A 22044-nucleotide genomic window follows, 5' to 3' on the forward strand; every position below is an offset into this window, starting at 1 on the left:
GCTTTTTCTAAGGAGTATTTTGTGGCTACCATTCATTCAAACGCATTTGAATTTAATCTCGATGGCTTAACTAATATCAATTTCATAGAACAATCCCATTGTATCACCCATGGTCAACCTTATGATGGAGTCCGTTGCTACAACGCTTGTCACAAGGAGCCAGCAAAATTGGTTGTACTTGCTGGCAGGAAGGGGTCACATGAAGTTTCTAACTGGCTAGTGTCAAATGTAAATTGGCCCAAAGAAAACGGCCTAGGAGGTGCAATAGCAGATACCTATATGGATGACATTCCACGTAAACTCAATTTTGCCATTCGTGGTTGTATCATACTCACCATTTTCGGTATTGAGTACACAATCGAAGACATTGTCCTCGCACAAGGTAAGTCTGGTGCTTACAACAACTGGTGGCTTGGTTCGAGCTCAATGATAAAGATAAAGGCAGAAAACATGACAGATTCATATGCTCAGGAGCTGTCCGAAATGGCCAACAAGTTGATTATGGCAGGACTATCTAAGAGTTTCGCTAGAGCAATCAATGCTATCGGCATTGGAATATACAAATTAACAAAACCACATAAAGTGGGTCGTTGTCTAATTGGGTGCACGAATGACCAATTCGATAAAAGTAAGTCCGTGGTTTTCATAAGTATGAAAAACAGTTCGGCTGATGCAACTATGATGGGTACTTACGCGCTTGATTCTGAAAAATTGTAGTATTTAAAACACTTTAGATTAAGAATATACATTGTATATTCTAATACTTTTTTTTGAACAACCATGTTGATTAATAGTTAATCAAGAGTTCTGGAACACTATGCCAGATGGATATCTGAGTAATATACACTGTATACTATTTTAACAAATAGCTCCCTTTAAAATATACAGTGTATATTTACAATGTGACATCAATACTGGTCCCATTAGAATATACACTGTATATCACCCCAAAAATTCACATCACTTAAGCGTATTGATTAACTTAATTAAACTATCTGGGTCAGAGGTGTAGAGCGATACCAGCTCCTTTTTACTTAGGTTAGTTAGTATCTTGGCTATCAAATCCTGGTTAGTATTGGTTACTAGGTTCTGAACCTTAAACTCTGAATACCCCATAACCATCGCAACATACAAGTGCCTGTTTTCCTTAAACCACTTCCAATAGGCAGACTTAGAGAAGCCTTCATCTACAAGTCGATCTGGAGCACTAGGCAATCCTAGTTCGGCGTTAACCTCTTTTATGGTTTCCAATTCCACCAGCCTGTTGACAAATAGCTTTAGTTCATCGTAATCATTACAGTAGTTGAATGCATTATCCAACATGAAAGCCTGTTTCGGCTTTGATTTCTGCCACAGTTTTATTGTGCTTTCACTCTGTTTAAACGCTTCAGCTAAGAGAGATAAATCGTTTTTATAGTCATAAGTAAACATAATTGTTTTATAGATTTAATAGTGATTCGAGTAAGGGTTTTGGCGTTACATTTCTTGTAGAACGTTTAGTTACTTTTGTCGTATGCATATTACTATCGACTCGATCAGGAGAAATTGTAACATTCGTATTTACTGGCATTGTACATAAATCCGTTGATAGAGATAGACGCTGTTCGAGTGAAAACTTTGATATTGTTTCACGAAGAGAAAATCTCTTTATATCTTCAATTTGAGCTTTAAACCACTCGAGGGTGATAAGAGCCTCAGATAGGTTTGACTCATATTCTCCCAACCGAGTTAAGTAGTTTTCTACGCTTGGGTTAAATGAAGCTAGAAAATCTTGTTTGTCTAAGTTAATCACATTTGAGGCTGGTGTTTCGATATTACTTAGTCGCGTGTATAGAGCTGCATTCAGATTTCTCAATTCAGTTTTTAGACAAAGATATTCCTCTGAACTTTTATACTTAAAAACATCGTCAAATTTCAAGTTAGATAGGTCTTTAGATACCTTAGCGATTTTTGAAACTGTTTCACTATCAATACTATTAATGGCATTTGAATACACTCCTTTAAGTGCCCAGTTCATCGCAATAGATTGCTCTAGTACTGAAACAACTGAGTTTAGCTGTTCGATTGTAAAGTGTGTAATTTCCTTCTTAATAGATGGCTTAGCATTCAGTTCTGTTAGTTGGTTAGTAGAGAGAGAACTTTTGTAGAACTCTTCAATCGATTTGAACGAGTCTGAGCTTAATAAAGACCAGCACTTTAATGTTCGATGAATCTGAGGCTGATTATCGGTCAAGAATAGTGTGGGATTGTTTAGCTTGACAGTTGATTCACCAAATCGAGCCAGGTATTTCTTCAATCTATCACAGTGATTCCTTAATCTACTCTCACAGCCTTCCAACGGCCTAGACAGTTGCAGCTTTATTTTGTGTCTTATTGCGTTTCTACGCTCCCGAACATGAAGTAATAGCTTAGCTTTATCGATCCTATGCTTTTGCATAGAAACCATAAAAGGCAATTGTTTTAGTTCTGATGCATTCATGTCTTGGTAGTCGAAACAACCAAGTTCTGACAGTAACTCTGTTCTCTTGGCTATGTCGAGGAATGTCGGGTAGTACTTTAACGATATCCTAACGGCCCCTGTCTCTACCATAGAACGTGCCACAGCTCCTAATTGCGTGGACCGTACTGATTGTTTTCTATTAGAGAGAGACAATCTACGTCTTCTTATGTTCTGAATGAGTGCAAGATCATGTTCAGCTTTAATTCTTTCGTAAGGTTGGGTTAAGTGCCACTGACTGAGAGTTCTTTCATTAACTACAATATTTAACTTGTCGCCTAGAGCGGCATTAGGGTCAATATAATGTGCTGGTGTAAAAACATCTTTAACTTCTTCGCCCAAGAGATCGATGTCAGGGTGAAGCACTCTATGATTATCTGCATGCGCATAGTGAAGTCTTGGATTTGTTTCAAGATTATAGAAAGAGAGTCTTGTTGTTCCCTTAGTAAGTTTACCTGATCTAATTTTTGCTACACGTTTTGTGAAATCTAATGAAGGTTTAACTTTTCGAGCCTTTTCCTGGTATTGGATATCAGTAACATGCGATAGATAGGGTATAGAAAGCTTGGTGTTTATCTTTCCACCGCCAAACATAGAACTAAAGGATGCATAAATCACTTTCGTAGCTTCTTGGATAGAACTAAATTCAATGCTACTAATTTGCTCATCAATTTCGTTATACCAATTTAGTGCTTTTTTGTTTGCATAACCCTTAAGTAGACTAGTTTTAAAGTACTCTGAAAATGCACTAGAAGCTTTACGTCCATTACACTCCAACTTGATTACCTTATCAGAGTTACTTGAAATCAAATCAAAGAGTTCAACTCTCTCAGCATTGACCATCACTGAAATCCTTCCTAAGAGATCACAATGTTTAGATCGAGAAGTGTCCTGGCTGATTGGTTCCAGCTTTAAATTATGAGCAATACTCACTTTTACAGGTAACTGTGTTTTAGGGAGGATCTTCGTGGTGCAGTTAAAATCGCTTTCATTCAAATCGCTCGCATCTATTGGACGCTCCCAGTAGCTAAGAAAGGACTTATGATTATCAATAAACCGCACTGGGTCATTGTCAACATTAAGAGTTTTCATTAATACGGCTTCAGGTAATTTCGATGAGTTAATGCTGATTTTTCCATGAATAGATTCGTACTCTGCATTACTTTTAGGATAAGGAATCCAGCCATTACCTCTCAAAAGTTCATTCCAGATAACCAAAGGTCTATAGGGAAGGGCATTTACTCCATCTAGACTCCATCTAAACGAAAGATAAGCAGCATGCTTTTCAGAAAAAATGTTTATTAAGGGTTTCTGGGCCTCTTGAATGTACATATCAAGAAATGCTCTTCTGGCTTTAGCGTTCAAGCTTCTATCATTTTTGATGTCTATAACGCCTTCATGTTGGTCGACGTACCCACTTTTATATAGTCGTTTGAACTCTTCAGCTTTTTTAGATGACTCAATTGAAATTTGAGCAAAATACCTAACCAACTTTTCTAAATACTTTACTTTTAGAACGTTCGGCTGAAATGCTACTCGTTGATATGCTGCAAAATCGATAGCTTTGGCATGCATCATTCTCGCATCCATATTGCAACTCAGCTGAAACATGAAATCTCTAATGCGCAGAACCTCTTCCTGTAAAAACACTTTCCATCGAGTATGTTTAGCTAGTGAGTTTTGGGTTTTATCGTGTTGAACCATTGTGCATAGTGTGCATCCAAATCGACTAGATCCATTGCAACCATTTGAATTCTTTTGTCCTACTGCAATCTCACAGACATCAGAAGAAGCATTCCCATAAATGGCCAAAAGCAGGGCGAAATCAGAAAGGAAGCCGGGAAGGGGAGGGAGCCCAGCTAAACTACGAGTAAGAGGCTTAGCTCCAGAAAGTTCTAAGGAAGTGAAAACCTCTTGGGTAGACCAGTCACGTATTGGAGCGTATAGAAACAGTGGGTAGCCTGTATTTAAGTCAGACTCTTTCATCTCTTTCAATAAATCACTTATAGACTTATCACTGGTTCCCTGAATAACCATATTACCTTTTCGCTTTGTACTCTCGTTGTTTCTTTGCCCTGTAGCGCAAATCACATCAAAACGGGTGTATTGCTGTAGTTCTTCGTCTGATTTAAAGCGGTCCAATAGGTTTTTTAAATATCTTTCGCTAGGAACAATTTTGAGAATAGAGCTGCAGTCACTATTACGTTGTGCATTTGGTATTAGCTTATTACTAGTCAGGTATTTGTTCGCGTACTCTTCATGAAATGACGGAGTGACAATATCGTAGTAAACGTTAATATCGTTATCTTTTGCATAGTCAATAAACTTAGATTTAACCCACCTGGTGTACATAACCATTGGAAGTGATTCCGAAAGAGTGTCAACCGTTGAAACAATTAAGGGGCGAGTTTTTTCGATCCAACCATTTTGAATACAAACTCGATAAGCTTCAGAAGCAGCATTCAAAACTGTGCTGGAGTCTTTACCCATACTGCAAGGAACAAACACTAGCGAATCACTAGATCGCAAAATCGTTATAAACTCTTCTACAACCGCATTGAACTTGAAGCTAACACTCTCGTGCAAAGCCACCAATTCGTTTTCTATTAGGTTTGTTGTTTCAAAAATATTAACCATTGGCTGAACCATTACTAAAGACCGACAACTATATAATACCATATTTAAACACACTTTATAGACTTAAATATACTTAGTGCACTTTTTTGTGCACATATATTGAAGGAGGTGTATTTATATGGTATTTTACTTCTATTCTTTTAGTCATCGGGTCAAGACATGTACACACCAATTTATTCTGAACAAGACCTTCAATTAGTACTCTTCAGAGCTAACGAGGGTATTTGCACGAATGGCATTTCTGTATTTGAGGGGGTAATAACAGGCAAAGAATTTGCTGAGAACTTCACTGAAGAAGAGAGCTCAGATAGTTTAAATGAGTATCAAAAAAGACAGAGAGACCTTGAGAAAGGTCGTGCACAAGGTTTGATTAAGTATTTCGACAATAGGGAGGATACAGTACTCCCTAGCATTACTGTCTTTGTTTCTTCATTAAAACTCCATGAGGAAATATCTATTGGTAACAAAGAAGTCGTCACAGCCACATTAGAAAGTTCATCTGACCGTCTTGTATGTGATGGTCAGAACCGTTTGAATTTGTTTAAGGACAGAGTTACGAATGCTAGTCCTACTCAGTACCATACGCTGGGAGTTAAATTCATTGTTACAAACACGGACACCTTAGAGCCAGTCACTCAAAAGATTAGACAGGTATTTTCTGACTACCACTTACACCTTCGTAAACCAACATCAGCACAAAACTTATTCTTTGACAGCTCGCAAAGCTTTTCCAGATTAATTAGGGACCAGATACTCGATAATGTATTAGTTGATGGTCATTCACTAAAGCGGTTTATAAGTACCACAGGAAAACCCAAGAAATCCCAGTTAATGGACTTGAAGCAGTTAGGCGATTTCATTTGTACCGCATTAGGTACAACTCCTGTAAAAATGAACAAATTGCTTGAAGGTTCAAGCGATACCGAAGCTGAAATAATTCGCTTAACAACTCCATTCCTCACCAAGTTTTTTTCTCTTATACCTATGAGGTTTCTTTCAGACTCAGGGCCAAATGTTATGTACACGAAAAGTATATTTTGGAAAGGGACTGCGATAGTAATTCGATCTATCTTTGAAGAGCATTTGTCTCGAATGCATAAAGCCCCCATTGATTGGTCAGTACTAGATGGGATAGTTCGATTGCCTGTGAAAGATATTACACATGACTTTTGGCTAGAGAATAATGTAGTACAGAAATCTATTTCAAGAAATGGAAGTATTAAATACAGAATGATCCGCAGCTCAGAGAGAAGCTGTGCTACTGCTATTTGTAAAGAACTAGAACTACCCTCAGTGGGAGAAGAAGTATGAAGTCACCAGAGAGTAATGACTTAGACCTGAAAGCACATCGATGCCCTAATGCGATGACAATGGCGAGAATGGGTCTATCTCGAGCAATTAAGGAAGGTGTTAATGAGTACAACATATACAGCATAGAACCACTGTTAGGAAAGCACATATCTGCTTACTTAAATGATGTCCAATGTAAATTTGAAATTCACATTGAATCGGTAAGGATACGTGACGAACATAAAAAGTTATGGTGTAACGAAAGCACAATCTTTGATGAAGATGATTTCGAGTTTGCAGAGCACTACTGTCGGTACCGTATCGCCTTCACCAACAAATCAAATTATGGTGAAAGTTGAGTACAACCCTTAAAAGAAACCGTGAACCAATTTCCTTAGTTCGAAAACTAAAGTTGATTGTAATTCGCTCAAGGCCTATATTGCTTTTTATCCATAAATGACAATGGTAGATTGCAATGAATAACATTAATCTCATTACAGTGGGGATTGCTTTAGCGGTTTCCGCCCCCTCTGTAATTGCTTCAATCAAAGCACCACACAATGCAGGGAGCTACAATAAAGTTATTAAGGTTCCTTCACACATGAACCAAACAAGTGCAGTTGGCTTGGATGATACTTTAGGCTCCAGAAACATCTCTGACGAAACAATCGTTGAGCTCCCAACCGTCCCAGATGATCCAGTAGGGGACTTTGAGATCCCCAAACCTGGAGAGGATGAAGATGAGGCAGTAGATATTACTATTAACTGTGGATGTGCTTCTGTGAATGTCGCAAGGGGAGCATGTTTTTCTCCAAAAAGAGCTAAAAGCGCAATGGACAGCAAAGCAAGTGGGTACTTTAGCTCATCTTATGGTTCATATTGGCCTAACTCGTCGAACATTGATTTCCTTGTAACATATAACCTGGAAACCAAAGGGATCACAAAAATAGCCATCACTGATCATAGTAAAATATACAATCTCACTGATGAAATCGCTAATGCTGGTTTATTTGAAATTTCCGGGCCAGTGACATCAACTGCTACACCTAGCTGTAGAGTAAGCTTAACTCGTGCTGCGTTTGCTGACATGGGATACTACACAATGGGTGCAGATGATCCATGGAGAGTAAGGTATAGAGGGTGGGCACATTACAACAAACCTTCCGGTTCCAGATACAAAACTGTAAATGGTGGTACCACAAGCACTCGACCTCCATCCGGGAAGACCTACTATTACTAGATAGCTTGAGTTTGTAAAAGCTTTTCTGGGCCTCTCAAACAAACCTTCCTTGGTGTACCAGGTCTTAATATACAAGTGGTACATCAAGGACGTTTTCTTAAAGCGTTAGTTTTCGTCCTAAATGTCACCCCAGACACTATTGGACCATAGTAAATCAATAAGATAGAAGAACACCTCTATCTAAGTGTGACATCTAGGACGAAAGTTTTCTATCTAGTGCCACCGCATATATTTAACTCATTGATATGCTTTTCTACTTTCTTATACTCAAGTAGGCTTTACGTCCTAGATGTCACAGAGAAGAGATTTTTATCTTTATTTTCAATGCTTTAAATATATTCAATGATATCTATAGTAACTAGCTTTTCTTAAATTCCCAACTGGGCTAAACCATTTTACCCCTACGAATGTTTTCGTCCTAGATGTCACCTATCACTCTTTACTGTATATCGAACGTAGAGAAAGTATGACTCCAGTGTGTAGCTTTTTATATCAGCCTAAGGCACAAATAAAATATCTTTTATTTTCAGTCAGTTATAATCATTAAGTTTGAGCTTTATTCTATAGAGTACTGGACACACATTGTTGCTTCTTAAAGTATCATTTTAAAACCGTCCTAAATGTCACCCCTCACGCTCTTGACACAGAAAAACAATTAAAATACATATACTTATAAAAAATCCGATTAAAACATCGCCATAGAACAGTGACACCTAGGACGAAAATAGAGAAAAAAACGCATTGCATATTCATTGATCCCTTACTTTCGTCCTAAGTGTCACCCCTCCAACTAGAAGCAATAGATACTATCCTTATAATTCAATACGTTAGAAGGAGTTCTGAAAAATTAGCTTAACCTTCATTTACAGGGTTTTCATTCAAAGGAAGCAAAAAAGCAGGTTATAAAGAAAGAATTGGGTCTTCATCACCCACAAAACAACTTCAATCACGGATAAAAAACAACAATTAGGGAGTTGGATCACAGTTATTGAGAGGTTTAGCCACCAGCAATATCTGGTAAAGGTGACACTTAGGACGGTATTTTGAGGCAGAACTAGCACACTTGATTGTTGAATGTGCTAGTTGGATGGAAATTTACTTCTTTGGTGTGCTAGTTGAAGCTAATCTTCATCATCTGTGACTATTTCATAGTCGGTTACATCAATGACGTCATCTGATTTCTTCATTGATGTACCTTTAGCATCTTTTGACTCTTCACCAAACTTCTTAATAGCGCTTAGGACAGCAGGGGATATATCTTCACCATTCAGCAATAGTTCTCCAATCTGCTCAGTCAATGCGACCATTTCACTCTGCTTTGGTTGAAGGTTGGCATTGATAGCTTTGATTGCTGACCTTGCAAGGGATAGTTTACTTGGGGCCTTTTTAGAAAGCTCCCAGGTAAACTTAAATGCGACAGTCTTGGTACCTTTTCGAACATCCTCGTAGGAAAGACTTTTGAAAATGTGCAACTTATTAAGTTCTTCAATTGCTGGGTTAAGCCAACGTTTCTTAAGAACCGCAGTTCTGTCATACGAAGAGGGCAGTTGCCACCTAGAGCGCATCCAATCAACATCTAGAATTAGGTTATTTCTTAAATTCTTCCACTGATTGATAGCCTCATAAAGCCTCATGGTATAAACGGAAGATAAGTTTCCTGCTTCACCTATCAGCAGCTGTGTATAGTTTGATGTGGTTTGGTTAATGATACTAATCAACTCAGCATTCAAATACAGCACTACATGTCCTCGTTTAGGACGATAGCTCTGTTTAGTGGTCCAGTGGATAGCATCATAAGCTTTTTCACCATCTTTGCTGTCTTCATCAGGAAGATAGATAACCACACTTTTCTCATGTAAAGATTGTGCTGCGCGTTGTATGTCTCTTGATAGGTTTTTCTTCGACTCATCATCTATCTCGAAGTATTCGATGAACTCTTTGTTAGAAATAGTGATCGGATACTGACCATATTCCATTGTTTTTAAATGTTCGGGAGTAGGGTTTTCCTGATTAATCCGCTTGAGGCACATGTATACAAGCCGCTTCTCATAACGAGTAAGGCTATAAGCTGCCGTTGTTAAAGCGTTCGCTTGTCTAACAGTAAGATCGTTTTTGCTGTTGTTCTCGGTCATGATACTGATACACACAATAAGAAATTGTACCAAATGTAACATTGTAGGCTTAAATGTGCCAGTAAGTAAGCAAACCAACCTTATACATACTTATACAGACTTATCCACAACCGAAAGCGTCCTAGATGGCACGGTAAGTCGTCCTAAGCGATCTTCAAATCTTCCTAAATGTAATAGTGTTTCGTCCTAGATGATCTTAAACGAATTCCTAACTACTTGAATTATAAAAACATAGATAAGTTATCAACACCCTAATAAGATCTTAAAAAAGATCTTAATAAGATCAATAAAAATATTATTATTAAATAGTGTCTAGAAATTAATCAGTTAGAAGGGTAAAGGGACGATCTTGGAGAACAAAGAAGTAGTAATAGTTCTTTTTTTGCATGTTAACTCAAAAAGCCACTCAGTAGAGCTATATGAGCTAATTTGCTCTATTTAGACACATATACCGGGTTGTGTCCAATCATAAGCATAGAGGCGCTCTCAGCTTGCATTTGCCCTAAATTTTCAATGACGATCTTTAGATCATTCATTTAATTAACCATTTGGTTTAAGGATCATACGCACGAACACAATGGGTTTAATCTTCCGAGGCTCTCCAGAACCATCATGTCATATAAACAAAGAAAGTTAAAAAATCATACACAAACAACTGTTATAATATGGTATTTACTGTTATACTAATGGGGAATTAACGGTTCTATCCCGTTGAAATATATGTAATAGCTTGGGGGCTAAAATGAAAAGAAGATCTTTTGTAAGTAGAGAAGAACTAAACTACGCTAAAAATTTACTAGTCTCTTATGGCTGTATGAATAAGGTGATTAACAGCGCAATTCAAATGGTAGATGAACTTGATATTGAGCCTGGCCTAAAGTTCCAGGCTAAGATGGGATCATTTAAGAAGGAATTGGATGTAGCTATATCAGCTATAGGAAAACCAGAATCACGTGCCAAGTTCATTCTAAACATAACGAACTTCTTGGTATCATGGTATGAAAGTGGAAATAAGTGCTTAGACAAGTTCTCGGTTGCCAGGTTTTCAATTTTGCTCTTTCATGCTACTGAACTTAAATTAATATCCGCTCGACAACAATTGGATATCATTTATGGGTGTTTGAAAGTTAGCGAGTTACCAAAATCAGACACACATCTGTTAATCCAACTGCCCATAACCCAGGATATCTTCACTTTAGAGAAAGTGCAGTCTCACCAATCTAAGGCTCATGTTATCAACCAAGACGATCATACCCTCGTTCAACTTGATATATCTGATGTTCCAAAAGAAAACCAAAGTGCGATAATTGGTGCGCTAGACGATTTAAGTCTGGATGAGGTCTCACTTTCAAAAGATGGAAAGTACCTTTCATTACTCGCTCCATTAACCTTGGAATGCGGCTTAGAAGATACACTCAAGAAGGTTGAAGCTCTAAAGGCGTGTTCAATGCTTGATGTATTTTGCCAATTTAAACCAATCTCTTTAGAAGAAATAGCTGTTAAGTATTGGGATGGTAAGCAGTACTTTGATGAGCTGGCGACAATGTATAAAGCAAGCTCTCAGTCAGAATCTACTCGACAAACTATAAGCAGTGCACTTGAACTAGTTAATACCGGTTACATTCTGAGTTCTTTAGATGGTTTATCCACTCTTTGTCATCGTTTAGCTGTAGATACGGACAAGGACTATAAATATAAAGGATCGTCAGCTCTATATGAGCTTCTGGACACTCTAAGGGGGTTTTATAGAGACTTACTATGGAAACTCGAAGATATGGGTTATGAGTTTCAATATACATCTGCATTTTCGAACGTGCTTTAGTTGATTTTCGGGGATTCCGATTAATGCTTCCACTAACTAAACACATTAACTCGGATTCCCTTTGCTCCCTGTCGCACTTACAAGGTCATAGCGCTAGATTTTAGCTGTATGTACTGGATAGAAACTAGGCATGGGTATAGAAGTTAATCAGAAACACTTCGACTTGATTTAACGTTTGACACTAATTAATAAATCAGCACTCAGAGGGAAACATTTTGTCAGATTTAGACTTCACAAAGCACTGGACATCCGAACGTACCCGCAAAAAGCAAACAGCTCTAACAAAGCTATCAAATGGACTTCTAAAAGAAGTAGTCGAAGACCCATTCTCTAGAGACTTGTTTGAACTCGAAGAAATTGAAGCGATGAAAGTCGCAGCAAAGGCTTTGAGTAAAGCAAAAGAAAAGTTTACCAAAATTAAAGAGAAGAAAGCCCGTATCGAAAAACGTAAGGCTCAAGAGTTAGCAAACATCAATAAACAAGCGAAAAAATATGCTATTGAGGTATTAGATTCGCTTAATTCCAATCCGGATACTTTTACACGAGAACAGCTGTGCCTATGGGTGACGGTCGCTCACTTTACTAGTTCTGTTTTAGATCCTGAGAGTTGGGAGATAGACATTAACGATAATATTGCTAATCACTATTTAGAGAGTGATCACGCATTAAGAAGGCGTAATGTTTGGACTATGAGAAGTAAGGCTCTAAACGCTTTCGAAAATTATTTTAAAAGAGCATGGCAATTCTCTTTTGAAACAGACTCTTGGGTAGTACGAGTGCCAATTAAAGAGTCCGTAGCACAACTTAAGGCACTAATAAATCATGATGAGTACATCAAAAATGAAAAGCTATATGCTCATTTACTTGAGCCTTTAGAGGCTTACAATCGTGAGGTTGATGCAATTAAACGACGCAAGAACATGAAGTCTATTTAACCAGGAGAAGATTCACCAATGACATACGAAGAATTGTACGCCGACTGGGAGTATTTGTTTAAAAAAGTTGGCTGTGCTGAAGACATGACGGGTGGTTATGTTGACTCTGAAGATTTAGAGGAACTACTTAAAAAGCCAACTAAATCTACAGCAAAGAACTGCTTGAATAGACAGATCGATTATTGGTTCAGAGCTGGAATTCAGTTCGACTATGACCTCAAAGGTAGGTCGGTTTTCGATCTCATAGAAGAGTATCCGAAGATAGAAGAAATCGCAGACAGACACTTTGTTGATTTAGATGATTGTCCCGACCCTTTCGTTAAGACAAATGATTAAAGGGGAAAGCATGGTAGATTTATCTATTTATAATATTCGACCTGAGCCTAAAGAAGCTGTCTGCATTGGCTGCGGGTGTAGTGATAATAATGCATGTTTTGAGAACTCCCAGGCATGTTATTGGCTAAAAGTGGATAGAGAAAAACAGCAAGGTGTTTGCTCAAACTGTCATGACCTTTTGTCTCAGTAAATTTAGGAAATGGATGAATTTTCTATAATCACAATCGCTTAATGCCTAACTATAGGAAGGAAATAATGAGTCGTCTTGAAACACTTATAGAACAGAGCAATGATGAACTTTGTAGTGTGTCAGTCCCTGTTAAAGAACAGTGTCTGAACCGATGCAATGAATGTCCAGTTGATGATGAGTTAATTGGAACGTTGACAACAGATAGTAAGAGCTCAACAGAAGAGTCACCAAATGAGTGAGAAAGTACTTCTAGGCACATTATTGGTTGCAGGTTTTTTGTTAGCAGTGAGATGGGCATTTAAGAGTGATACATCTTCATTTGATGAAGCACTTAACAGGTTTCTATCAAGTGAACAACGAAAAGAGAAGAAAGGTAACTCAAATCCTAGTAGTGCTTACGAACGACGCAGGAAGGCTATGTTTAGCGGCACAGATTCGATGGGTTGCTATCAAAAGCACAAAAAGGCCAACGAAAGGCTTCATCGTAAAAGGTGAACCTTAGATAAAAAAATAGGCCCCATATCATGCAATATGATGACCTGGTTTATTAATTGGTCTGGGATGTATTGGTGTAGGAGAGGAATAAAGTTTCATGCTGGTTGTCTTGAGCATCCACAGATTGAGCGGTCCCATTCAAATACGTTTCTGGACAATTATCATTTTCGGAAAATCAAACATTAGCAATCCATGAACAACTCTATGTCTGGGAAACTACTCCCGAACTCATTATTAAGGTTGATTTAAAACGCCCAGCCCCAATATTCTTATAATCCACCCACAACGCTACCTTGGCTATGCAAATCAAACGAGACTTTGACTACTACCACAACCTTCACAACGTCATTACCCACGCCCTGCTTCATTTGCTGTGTCAGGTTTCCGCATCTTCCCGTTTTGTTCCAGTAAAATCACGCAATGACATACTGATAAAGTACCTTAAGCCAAAGCTCAACGATAAGTCGTTATCGAATATCAAAAAAGACATCAAACTGATGATCAGCTTAGCAAGAAAAAAAGGTGGGAACCTAGAAATGAAACTGCATCAACTTAATTCACAATCGAAGCATACAAAACTCATCGGTGCTGAAAAGCTTTATAACCTACTCGTACACCTTTATGACGTAGAGGGTATCGAATCAAGACTGTTTGAGGAGGGTAGTGAAGCGGAGCCTGGGATTCTTTATATGCTAGAGGAACAAGTCGAACACGGTTTTGACCAAGAACACAATCAACTCACCCCGTTATCGATGCTTATCCAACTAGAGCGTGCACCTGAATTAATTGAATCGATTAATGCTCACGGCCTATTTCTTGCTGAAATGAAAGAGTGGAACACCGAGAAACATCAAGCCCACATCTTAGTACACCCAGCTTAAAAAAGCTGGCTAGCCATCATTTAAACGCCCGCTCATTCTATCTTCCATGAACTGGCTTCACCAGCTAGTTCTAAGTTGGACATAAACGTTTTAGAAATGGCGGCGTACTCTGATGGCTGCCATTAAGTATAAAACTTTAATACTCAGTATCAAACTTATTGCTTAGTAACGAAACTTTATTCCTCACAAACAAATGGAGTTAATGGGTTTGAAAGCTCTCCACTAACAGGGTTCCCCCTAGTCGCCACCGAGGCCCACCCGCCGGACTTACCCCTGCATTACTAAGTCTCGTTCCTCGCCAAGTATTGCCGCTCATGGGCTGTTGTCCACCAGCGCTAGTACGATGCCAACAAAACCCCATTGTCACCGTCCTAGCAGAATGCTGGTGGCCATATGATCCGCCTTCGGCGAGCTAAAAAGCATTTGTAACGCTTTTCTTAACGGCTTCGCCTAAAAAGCTGACCCTCTATCGAGCCCTATTGTGTCGCCTTTGTCCGGCCCAAAGTCCAGATAATAAGTTAATTATATTTCACAAAGGTTAGTGTTTAAATGTGGTATCTATTTGTTGTTTTTTATATAATTATGACATAGTTAAGGCAAGTGAGATCAATTGCTTGGGGGCAGTATGATAAAGGTATTAGAGAAGAAAGTTTCTCTCCATAGAAATAAACTAAGAGTATTCTTCGAAGGGCAGTATTTACTAATGGCGGGTTTTAAAGGAGGGGCTAAGTTTCAGCTTAAGTCTGACCGTACAAAGAAAGAAATTAAAATAGTTATTGATCGTTTCGGCTCTCGACAAGTGACCAACTCAAGACGAAACGGTAAAGAGCGACCTGTCATTGACTTAAAGCACGCTGATTTAGATATTTTCGGAGACCATGTAAAAGCCTACATCAAAGATGGTGAAATCCGAATTGTCGAATTGCATTCAGTCCAAGAGATTCGTGACAGAGAGCTGAGGTTTAAGGATATGACGAGAAATCTTAAGCCTTTAAACCATGCCGTATTCAGCTTTAATTCTAATTTAGTACTCCTTTCTAACGAGTTGGAATACAACTCGCCAATAGAGCTGTTTGATCTAAAGAAGAGTAGCATCAAGGCTGAAGTGATTAGCTTACAAGGTGCGCCAGAGGCTAATTGTTACTTTTACTTAATGACTGCCTTCATCAAAACACTTCAACCATCTGCAATTTTTATAGATACACAGTGGACAGATCCTCTTGAAGCCGCATTTTCACATACTATGAAAAATATGGGTTACGTAAAAAATGATGAATTGAATGGTTACTTATCTAAAAATATCACAGGGGCTGAGCTTGGTTCTGCTTCTGTTGAACTAACTCCGGCTTCACCTATCAAGAAGTTAAGTCTCGATAGAGTGATAAAGACTTGGAGGAATCTCAAACAAAAAGAGCGTGTTCAGAGAGCTATGTCAAAGTACAAAGCGAATATACCTTTATCCACTTCAGATATATTTAATGGTATAGGGGTATTGTGCTCAAGTATTTCCGATGGACTTAAGCGGAGTAAGCTTTCTACTTTCGTAAAGGTAATTGTCGAATCGAGTGAAAGGTACTTCAATGCATGTCTGCAAAATAATCCTGTGTGGGCTGTGGAGGCACCGGAAGAGCAATACGGATTAAATATGCGATTGGAGAGTGTTGATTTGTCCAGAGGTGGCGTTAGAACGGAAGTCAATTCAGGATCGCTGCCTTGCGAAGGGAGTTCCATAAGCGGCAGATCTAAGAACGGAAATAAATTTGCAGAAGCACACAAAAATACAGGCGGGTGTTTTATCGATTTCTTGCATTGGCAGTCGATAACGAATCCAATTATTTCTGTTTTTGAGAATGTTACTTCATTTACTAAATCAAACTCATACGCTGTTATCGTAGATACGTTTAGTAAAGTGTTTGGGTACAACTTTATAAATATGACATTAGCAGGTTCTCAGTTTGGTGCACTTGAAGATAGAAAGAGGCTTTGTGGTATTGGATACTGCAGCTCCTTCAAAGAGGGTTTAAAGGACTTTATGCCCCAAAAGGTAAGGACAACTTATAAATATAGCTGCTTAGCTGATGTACTCGATGATATACCTGAAACTCATGAAAGCTATAAGCCCTATACATATTTAGTGGAAAAGGAAAAGAGAGACATTGCTCAAAAGAAAGGCTTTCGACTCCAGTGGCTTAAGCCTACTGCTACAAAGGTAGGGTGCATAACCAAATCATACCAAAAGTGTCGATCTACCGATCCATTTCTAATCCATAGCAATGGTAAATTAGCTAGGTTATTTACAACTGTTGAACATGCCAAGTGCAAGCAAATACCAGAATCGTTCGTTCGCGATCTGACCGTAGGACTAGCCCACGAATGTTTGGGCCAGTCGGTGATTTACTCGGCCTTTTGTTGGGTTGGTGAATGGGTTGGTAAGTGGCTTAACAATGTGTTAAACACACAATACGAGCGAATGGCGGCATAGAATCTAAATAGAATATCGACCTGCAATAGAGCTCTTTTTTATTGCAGGTTATGAATTTCTCTCCACTAACAGGGGTTCCCCCTAGTCGCCACCGAGGCCCACCCGCCGGACTTACCCCTTGCATTACTAAGTCTCGTTCCTCGCCAAGTATTGCCGCTCATGGCTGTTGTCCACCAGCGCTAGTACGATGCCAACAAACCCCCGTTGTCACCGTCCTAGCAGAATGCTGGTGGCAATATGATTCGCCTTCGGCGAGCTAAAAGCATTTGTATCGCTTTTCTTAACGGCTTCGCCTAAAAAGCTTTCCCTCTGTCGAGCCCCATTGTGGCCCCTTTGTCCAGGCCAGAGTCAATCTAAATAGTTAATTATATTTAACATTTATTTGTGTGTTAATATGGTATTTATTGGGGGTTGTTAGTATAATTAACACATCAAATAAATACGTTAAATCATTTGTTAAACATAGATAGCTTGGGGGCTACAGATGCAAAATTTAGTTAATAAAAAAATCGAGGAATACATTGGAGAAGACAAGGATCTGCTTGAATATAAGAGCCAGCTTGATCCTTCATCAATTGAGCGAGCTTTTAATGGCCAATCTCAATTTCCTGAGCGTCACGCCGCTCAAGCAGTAGTTGACTACTGCAACGCATTACGGACATTCAAAATTTCACTTCATGAGCTGATCAAGTCCACTTCGGAAAGCGCACCATCGAAGGCGTTTAATTGTTCAGTGGAAGAAATTGTTGAAATTGAGTTTGAAGAATTTCAAAGAAAGTTAAAACGCTACTTCGATGAGTACATAAGTGCAGAGTCCAAATGTATCTCATGGCATGTAACAGGGCCAGCGAGATTCCCTGTGGCGAAAGCAGAAAAGGCCAATAAGAATAGTAGGGATAAGCTTAATCAATATGCAGATTATCCTCAGAGAGCCTTAAAAGCCATTGCAAAGAAACTGTTCCCCGATGGGGATGGTTCAGTTGTCAAAATGTCATCAGATAACCCGGTTGAGCAATTAAGAATTAAAATTAGTGAAGCGGAAACAATGCATGGCTACATGAAAATAGCTAATCGTTTAGTGCCAGCTGCATATAAAGCGTCTGAAAATGGAGAGCTTACAGATAATAGTGCTGCTGTACTTGAAAACAAGATGCTTGAACGTGGTATACCTCAAAACCTCCTTAAAACGTTTTTGGAGCCAAATCCAATAGTAAACACTTGGGGACGATTTAGCTTAGCAAACTCAAATGCTAATATCCGACGATTAAAACAACGTTTAGTCGAAGCAGAGCGAGTCGAAGAAAGTCGAAATTCAAACTCATTAGAAGGTGAATTAGAAAATGGAATTAAGCACGGGGTTATTGATGGGCGCATTGGTATTTGGTTAGGTGGTAGGCCACCGAAAGAGGTTACCCAAAGACTAAGAAAGTTTAGCTTCAAATTCTCACCAACCCGAAATAATGCATGGGTTCGCGCTCATACTGTGAATGCTGAGGCGGTATTTAAGAGAGACGTAGTACCATTTCTTGAACAGCTAGATCCTCAAACATTTGATTAAACGCTCCCCAAGCGAAAAGCCCTTGCTTACAAAGCAGGGGCTTTTTTTTGTCCGTATAAATTCAATAAAAGAAATAGAGACCTTGCAAGAAAATTTCTCTCCACTAATAGGGGATACCCCTAGTCGCCACCGAGGCCCACCCGCCGGACTTACCCCAGCATCACTAGGGCTCGTCCCTCACCAAGTTCTGCCGCTCAAGGCTGTTGTCCACCAGCGCTAGTACGATGCCAACAAAACCCCGTTGTCACCGTCCTAGCAGAAAGCTGGTGGCCACATGAATCGCCTTCGGCGAGCTAAAAGCATTTGTATCGCTTTTCTTAACGGCTTCGCCTAAAAAGCTGTCCCTCTGTCGAGCCCCATTGTATCGCCTTTGTCCGGGGTAAAGTCAACCAATATAGTTAAATATACTTAACTATATTTAATGTTTAAATGTGGTATTTTAGGGCGTATTTTAGTATAATTTCCTTAGTTGCTTATGTAACTATCTATTTTAAAACAATTGCTTGGGGGCAATATGAAGATTTCATCATTCGATAAGAAAGTAGTCATTTCATTACTTAATCAGCTGACACCCGAAAAGACTGAAACATCCACGGAGAGAAACGGCGAAATAGACAAAGTAGCCCTAGCTGTTCGATTAGGGAAAATCCGATTCATTAAACAAGAAGACCAGTATGTAGATTTAAAAGCTCTATCTGGTGACCTATTTAATCCTGATGTGAACATCGATATAAGTAAAGAAGAACTTAAGCGAAGTGAAAGTGCTTTTAGAGTGCGCGTTCATCGTGAAGGTGTTTGGATTGTCGAATCGCAATATTGGACCGGGAGAGCTTGGGAAGGTATCGAAGGTATCTCAAACAATGTTATTTGTGGCTTTGTAGGTGATGACTTTGTTGGCTCTGGATACGAACTGGATTTAGGTCGCGAAGCACTTACTGCATACAATAGCCAACCCCTAGACGCGCTTGGCTTTGTAATTGATCCGTTCCGTCAAGAATAGTAATCGGTAAATCTAACGTGTATAGAGGGCTCAATGGCCCTCTTTTTTATAAAAAGTTGCTTGGGGGCAGTATGGACAGAATCATAAAGATCAACGAAGAAAAGAAGGCACAAGTAAAAAAAGCACTTACACTAGCATTCAAGTGCGTAAATGCTATTCAAGGCAAACGTCTTAGAAGCATCCGAACCCAACCTATTCAGAGCAAATACGGAAATTCCGACAAGGTGCTAGCATGCTGGTACAAACAGGTACGTGAATTCGAAACCAAACTTGGGTACTTACTGGATGATTTAAATACGGTGCTCCCTTACCTGGAGTGGGTCAATCAAGTACAAGATTTAGGAATCAAAAAATCTGAATGCAAAGGCCAACTTTTAGAGGTTGATTACATTACATGTAATCTCCTTACCAATCTGATTTACAAGTGTACCGCTTTTACAGAATCCTCAGAACACCAAGTAGGTCGATTTACATTCCACGAAATACTTCATGAGTTCATAAATTTAATGACTGTAAGGCATGCACTTGTTTACGGGCTACCACCTAAAATTGAAACAGTCTTCCTAAAGATGATCCGCAATAAACAATCAAGCTTTTTTAAGAATGGCTTTATCCCAGATCTGTTTGTTGTTGATGCTTGCAGTGAGATCAATAACACACTTAAAGCCATTAAATGTAGTAAAGATCGCGTATCTACCCACTCTGTAGAGCCTGGGTATAAGCTTACAGCTGAAGAAGCTAGCTACTACGATTTATATATACTGTAGAAAAATTTGACTGGTCATTATGGCCAGTCAAGCGCTCTCCACTAACAGGGGTCCCCCCTAGTCGCCACCGAGGCCCACCCGCCGGACTTACCCCTTGCAATGCTAGGCCTCGTGCCTCGCCAAGTATTGCCGCTCAAGGCTGTTGTCCACCAGCGCTAGGACATTGCCAACCAACCCCCGTTGTCACCGTCCTAGCAGAATTCTGGTGGCCATATGATTCGCCTTCGGCGAGCTAAAAGCATTTGTATCGCTTTTCTTAACGACTTCGCCTAAAAAGCTTTCCCTCTGTCGAGCCCCATTGTGGCCCCTTTGTCCGGGCCAAAGTCAACAAATATAGTTAATTATATTTAACAATCATATGTGTATTAATATGGTATTTATGTGTGAGGTTAGATATAATTATTAACAGTTAATCAATGATATACATTGCTTGGGGGCAGTATGGAAAATTTAGCATTAAAGTTAGTACCCGTTTCAGAACAATTTGAATCAGAATCCTTTTATCAAACACCTGAAGAGATCAAGAAGGAGTTCGAGGTCTCCTCAAAAACTTCAATCGCACGTAAATCTGTTAGTGCCCCATTAAAACAGTTTCTCTCACAGTTCCCTCATTTAGTGTCAGCCCCAGCTTTGAACTATGCGAAAGGGCGTGAACAAGAAAGTAAGGACACTCAAGCTATATACGATTTATCAGGTATGTGTGCAGAGTACGATTACACATTTTGTCCTGATCTAGACATTCTTAAAGCGCATTACTCATTTGTATATTGTGGATATTGCACCAATGTATTGCCCCCTTTACCCAGAAAACAGGTCTGGAAAAACCTAGCTAAGCTCTGTAGTCAAGAGGGCGGCATAGTCGTTGTTTCAGCTCGCTCTAATACGGACCGAGGAATTAAGGGAGTACCGGAGTTTGATGGGTTTCGTACACTCCGAGGTACGTATCAAAAAGGATATTTTAAAGATGAGTTGTTTTTTGAGGCGAAAGAAGTCTTTTCCCACGTAATAGAGCTCAAAACAAAGGGCGCATTTAGGATGGTCATTTGTTCACACTCGAACATCAATTTAGACCAAGGGGAAGGCTAATGTTTGATATCAACAACCAATATACAACAGTTGAGCTTAGCACTGGCCATATAAAGGAAGGAGATGTAGTTGCCCTTGATGAAATCTCTAAGGAAGAATTTTCATTAGTAGCAAAACGAAATACGGGCTATTTCATTAAATTGCATACACAACACGATTTAAATATCCGTAAAGAATATTCTGACGAGCTAAATTTTATTCTTTCGAAAGCAGCCCAATTGGGTTTTAAGTGTGTAGAGTTAGATTCAGATGCAGGAGAAGAGCGATCATTGCCGATCTTTGAGTGGTCCTAACCTATAGAATTTAGCCATCGTCTCGGTGGCTAAATTGCTCTCCACTAATAGGGGTTCCCCCTAGTCGCCACCGAGGCCCACCCGCCGGACTTACCCCTGCATCCCTAAGGCTCGTTCCTCACCAAGTGCTGCCGCTCAAGGCTGTTGTCCACCAGCGCTAGTACGATGCCAACAAACCCCCGTTGTCACCGTCCTAGCAGAATGCTGGTGGCCATATGAATCGCCTTCGGCGAGCAAAAAGCATTTGTATCGCTTTTCCTAACGGCTTCGCCTAAAAAGCTGACCCTCTATCGAGCCCTATTGTGTCGCCTTTGTCCGGCCAAAAGTCAATAAATAAAGTTAAATATATTTAACTAAATTTAGTGTTGTTATGTGGTATTTAATAGTCTATTTGGTATAATGG

19 protein-coding genes are annotated in these 22044 nt (G+C 39.3%); 16 read left to right on the forward strand and 3 right to left on the reverse strand.

The genetic code is table 11. From position 1 onward, the window contains the following. Positions 1-21 precede the first annotated feature (21 nt). Positions 22-717 carry a hypothetical protein gene (locus tag R7P74_RS17840; protein ID WP_025633943.1) on the forward strand — a complete coding sequence of 232 codons (696 nt, stop codon included), beginning with the start codon at positions 22-24 and terminating at the stop codon, positions 715-717. Between the two features lie 243 nt (positions 718-960). On the opposite strand, the gene R7P74_RS17845 is transcribed toward R7P74_RS17840, so the two are convergent. Together R7P74_RS17845 and R7P74_RS17850 are read right to left on the reverse strand one after the other, a co-directional pair. Then, complete coding sequence (locus tag R7P74_RS17845; protein WP_025633942.1) at positions 961-1431, reverse strand: hypothetical protein; 471 nt, start codon at positions 1429-1431, stop codon at positions 961-963. A 7-nt stretch (positions 1432-1438) separates the two neighbouring features. Continuing rightward, positions 1439-5146 (reverse strand): hypothetical protein, encoded by a 3708-nt coding sequence (locus R7P74_RS17850; RefSeq protein WP_139351517.1) that lies wholly within the window; start codon positions 5144-5146, stop codon positions 1439-1441. Between the two features lie 147 nt (positions 5147-5293). On the opposite strand from R7P74_RS17850, the gene R7P74_RS17855 reads away from it, so the two are divergent. From R7P74_RS17855 to R7P74_RS17865, 3 genes are all read left to right on the forward strand, one after another. Beyond that, positions 5294-6445 carry a DGQHR domain-containing protein gene (locus R7P74_RS17855; RefSeq protein ID WP_077202323.1) on the forward strand — a complete coding sequence of 384 codons (1152 nt, stop codon included), beginning with the start codon at positions 5294-5296 and terminating at the stop codon, positions 6443-6445. Then, positions 6442-6783 (forward strand): hypothetical protein, encoded by a 342-nt coding sequence (locus R7P74_RS17860; protein ID WP_042776211.1) that lies wholly within the window; start codon positions 6442-6444, stop codon positions 6781-6783. The genes R7P74_RS17855 and R7P74_RS17860 overlap by 4 nt, the downstream gene beginning before the upstream one ends. Positions 6784-6899: 116 nt before the next feature. After that, positions 6900-7664, forward strand: a complete 765-nt coding sequence (locus R7P74_RS17865) for a hypothetical protein (RefSeq protein WP_025633937.1) — start codon at positions 6900-6902, stop codon at positions 7662-7664. A gap of 1121 nt (positions 7665-8785) precedes the next feature. On the opposite strand, the gene R7P74_RS17870 is transcribed toward R7P74_RS17865, so the two are convergent. Then, the gene (locus R7P74_RS17870; RefSeq protein WP_158083951.1) at positions 8786-9796 is read right to left on the reverse strand and encodes a RepB family plasmid replication initiator protein; all 1011 of its coding nucleotides are present in this window, start codon (positions 9794-9796) and stop codon (positions 8786-8788) included. 742 nt (positions 9797-10538) lie between these two features. On the opposite strand from R7P74_RS17870, the gene R7P74_RS17875 reads away from it, so the two are divergent. The 12 genes from R7P74_RS17875 to R7P74_RS17930 all read left to right on the forward strand — a co-directional run bounded on the left by R7P74_RS17875 (position 10539) and on the right by R7P74_RS17930 (position 21641). Beyond that, entirely contained in the window at positions 10539-11618 is a 1080-nt protein-coding gene (locus tag R7P74_RS17875) for a hypothetical protein (protein WP_025633934.1), read from the forward strand. 215 nt (positions 11619-11833) lie between these two features. Next, positions 11834-12553 (forward strand): hypothetical protein, encoded by a 720-nt coding sequence (locus R7P74_RS17880; RefSeq protein WP_025633933.1) that lies wholly within the window; start codon positions 11834-11836, stop codon positions 12551-12553. 18 nt (positions 12554-12571) lie between these two features. Further along, positions 12572-12889 (forward strand): hypothetical protein, encoded by a 318-nt coding sequence (locus R7P74_RS17885; protein ID WP_025633931.1) that lies wholly within the window; start codon positions 12572-12574, stop codon positions 12887-12889. Between the two features lie 255 nt (positions 12890-13144). Next, a complete protein-coding gene (locus R7P74_RS17890) occupies positions 13145-13318 on the forward strand; it encodes a hypothetical protein (protein ID WP_155486753.1) in 174 nt (57 codons plus the stop codon). Next, positions 13311-13574 carry a hypothetical protein gene (locus tag R7P74_RS17895; protein ID WP_025633930.1) on the forward strand — a complete coding sequence of 88 codons (264 nt, stop codon included), beginning with the start codon at positions 13311-13313 and terminating at the stop codon, positions 13572-13574. The genes R7P74_RS17890 and R7P74_RS17895 overlap by 8 nt, the downstream gene beginning before the upstream one ends. A 299-nt stretch (positions 13575-13873) precedes the next feature. Further along, entirely contained in the window at positions 13874-14455 is a 582-nt protein-coding gene (locus tag R7P74_RS17900) for a DUF2913 family protein (protein WP_054574998.1), read from the forward strand. A 625-nt stretch (positions 14456-15080) separates the two neighbouring features. Next, a complete protein-coding gene (locus R7P74_RS17905; RefSeq protein WP_025636632.1) occupies positions 15081-16937 on the forward strand; it encodes a DNA cytosine methyltransferase in 1857 nt (618 codons plus the stop codon). A 484-nt stretch (positions 16938-17421) separates the two neighbouring features. Next, positions 17422-18495: a hypothetical protein gene (locus tag R7P74_RS17910; RefSeq protein ID WP_025636739.1), complete on the forward strand. Its 1074-nt coding sequence runs from the start codon at positions 17422-17424 to the stop codon at positions 18493-18495. A 514-nt stretch (positions 18496-19009) separates the two neighbouring features. After that, the gene (locus R7P74_RS17915) at positions 19010-19495 is read left to right on the forward strand and encodes a hypothetical protein (RefSeq protein ID WP_025636715.1); all 486 of its coding nucleotides are present in this window, start codon (positions 19010-19012) and stop codon (positions 19493-19495) included. Between the two features lie 71 nt (positions 19496-19566). After that, positions 19567-20262 (forward strand): hypothetical protein, encoded by a 696-nt coding sequence (locus R7P74_RS17920; RefSeq protein ID WP_025636716.1) that lies wholly within the window; start codon positions 19567-19569, stop codon positions 20260-20262. Between the two features lie 441 nt (positions 20263-20703). Beyond that, complete coding sequence (locus tag R7P74_RS17925) at positions 20704-21348, forward strand: hypothetical protein (RefSeq protein ID WP_025636769.1); 645 nt, start codon at positions 20704-20706, stop codon at positions 21346-21348. Beyond that, positions 21348-21641 (forward strand): DUF5983 family protein, encoded by a 294-nt coding sequence (locus tag R7P74_RS17930; RefSeq protein ID WP_025636768.1) that lies wholly within the window; start codon positions 21348-21350, stop codon positions 21639-21641. Before R7P74_RS17925 ends, R7P74_RS17930 begins: the two co-directional genes overlap by 1 nt. Positions 21642-22044: the final 403 nt, after the last annotated feature.

Source organism: Vibrio sp. 2033, from assembly GCF_033339735.1.

What these genes read in the sequence shown, in the direction of transcription:
- R7P74_RS17845 (WP_025633942.1), bottom strand. Translation starts at nt 1,431, where the DNA reads ATGTTTACTTATGACTATAAAAACGATTTATCTCTCTTAGCTGAAGCG.
- R7P74_RS17850 (WP_139351517.1), bottom strand. Translation starts at nt 5,146, where the DNA reads ATGGTTCAGCCAATGGTTAATATTTTTGAAACAACAAACCTAATAGAA.
- R7P74_RS17855 (WP_077202323.1), top strand. Translation starts at nt 5,294, where the DNA reads ATGTACACACCAATTTATTCTGAACAAGACCTTCAATTAGTACTCTTC.
- R7P74_RS17860 (WP_042776211.1), top strand. Translation starts at nt 6,442, where the DNA reads ATGAAGTCACCAGAGAGTAATGACTTAGACCTGAAAGCACATCGATGC.
- R7P74_RS17865 (WP_025633937.1), top strand. Translation starts at nt 6,900, where the DNA reads ATGAATAACATTAATCTCATTACAGTGGGGATTGCTTTAGCGGTTTCC.
- R7P74_RS17870 (WP_158083951.1), bottom strand. Translation starts at nt 9,796, where the DNA reads ATGACCGAGAACAACAGCAAAAACGATCTTACTGTTAGACAAGCGAAC.
- R7P74_RS17875 (WP_025633934.1), top strand. Translation starts at nt 10,539, where the DNA reads ATGAAAAGAAGATCTTTTGTAAGTAGAGAAGAACTAAACTACGCTAAA.
- R7P74_RS17885 (WP_025633931.1), top strand. Translation starts at nt 12,572, where the DNA reads ATGACATACGAAGAATTGTACGCCGACTGGGAGTATTTGTTTAAAAAA.
- R7P74_RS17890 (WP_155486753.1), top strand. Translation starts at nt 13,145, where the DNA reads ATGAGTCGTCTTGAAACACTTATAGAACAGAGCAATGATGAACTTTGT.
- R7P74_RS17895 (WP_025633930.1), top strand. Translation starts at nt 13,311, where the DNA reads ATGAGTGAGAAAGTACTTCTAGGCACATTATTGGTTGCAGGTTTTTTG.
- R7P74_RS17900 (WP_054574998.1), top strand. Translation starts at nt 13,874, where the DNA reads ATGCAAATCAAACGAGACTTTGACTACTACCACAACCTTCACAACGTC.
- R7P74_RS17905 (WP_025636632.1), top strand. Translation starts at nt 15,081, where the DNA reads ATGATAAAGGTATTAGAGAAGAAAGTTTCTCTCCATAGAAATAAACTA.
- R7P74_RS17910 (WP_025636739.1), top strand. Translation starts at nt 17,422, where the DNA reads ATGCAAAATTTAGTTAATAAAAAAATCGAGGAATACATTGGAGAAGAC.
- R7P74_RS17915 (WP_025636715.1), top strand. Translation starts at nt 19,010, where the DNA reads ATGAAGATTTCATCATTCGATAAGAAAGTAGTCATTTCATTACTTAAT.
- R7P74_RS17920 (WP_025636716.1), top strand. Translation starts at nt 19,567, where the DNA reads ATGGACAGAATCATAAAGATCAACGAAGAAAAGAAGGCACAAGTAAAA.
- R7P74_RS17925 (WP_025636769.1), top strand. Translation starts at nt 20,704, where the DNA reads ATGGAAAATTTAGCATTAAAGTTAGTACCCGTTTCAGAACAATTTGAA.
- R7P74_RS17930 (WP_025636768.1), top strand. Translation starts at nt 21,348, where the DNA reads ATGTTTGATATCAACAACCAATATACAACAGTTGAGCTTAGCACTGGC.